This is a genomic window from Nocardia sp. 852002-20019_SCH5090214 (genome assembly GCF_001665865.1).
GTDB lineage: Bacteria > Actinomycetota > Actinomycetes > Mycobacteriales > Mycobacteriaceae > Nocardia > Nocardia nova.
Genome location: NZ_LZMK01000204.1, coordinates 1 through 908 on the forward strand (window position 1 = coordinate 1; position 908 = coordinate 908).

The 908-nt window shown below is 69.5% G+C and carries 1 protein-coding gene; it reads right to left on the bottom strand.

Going from position 1 to position 908, the window contains the following annotated elements:
- Window positions 1–151: 151 nt before the first annotated feature.
- The coding region (locus tag A5780_RS16515; protein ID WP_156769521.1) for a type IV secretory system conjugative DNA transfer family protein at window positions 152–908 on the bottom strand (757 nt) is incomplete at its 5' end.

The following is a 908-nucleotide window of genomic DNA, read 5'->3' on the forward strand; positions in this document are numbered from 1 at the left end:
GCGGCGATCTCTTTGGCCTGCTCAGCGAATTTCGCGCTGACGGCCTTACGGACCACGGCGTCCATCAGCTCGCTCAGCTCGGCGGCCGGGATGATCTGCGCGGCAGCCGATCCGGCCGGGGCAGCGCCGTTGGTGGGGGTGGTGGTGTCGCTCATGCTGCGTTGTCCTCCTCGTCAGACGGCACGGCACGCAGGCGCGGGCCAGCCGTGGTGGTGCCGGATTGGGTGGGTGCGTGTGCGGCGATCGATTCGCGGATGAGGTCGGCGTCGGCGCGTTCCATCCACGGCGTGGTCCGCACGAGAGTCGAGCGGTGACCGGAGGTGAACACCAGCGCCCGCCCACGGGGCATGGCCGCGATATCGCTGGCGGTGAGAGTGGCCTCGGTGGTCAGCGAGGTCGACTCGGTGCCCGAGTCCGCCCGCCGGCCGCGCGAGACGCTGGTGACCAGCTCGCGGTGATCACCGACGATGCGGGAGCGGGCCTGCAGGAAGTCCTCGTCGTCCAATCCGCTGCCGAGGACCTTGATGTTGGCCGCCGACCACAGCGCCTTCATGCCCGCTTCGCCCCAGCAGCCCACGCCCTGAGCCCAGGACTGCAGAATGGTCATGACGACGATGCCGCGAGATCCGAAGTGGCTGTACTGCTTCGGCAGATCGCGCCAGCGCACGACATTGGCGGCCTCGTCGAGCACGAGCAGCATCGGTGTCGGCATCCGGCCACCGGCACGTACGCCGTCGGCCTCGCCCGCTGCCGCGACCGCCGACGTGAACGCGCTCACGAGCGCTCCGCCGGAGGCTTTGCCCTCTTTCGACAGCAGATACAGGGTGTCGGTGCTGGTGACGAAGTGGTCGACGTTGAACGACCACCGGGGCCGCTCACCCTTCGACGGCGGGCACACCCACTGCCGC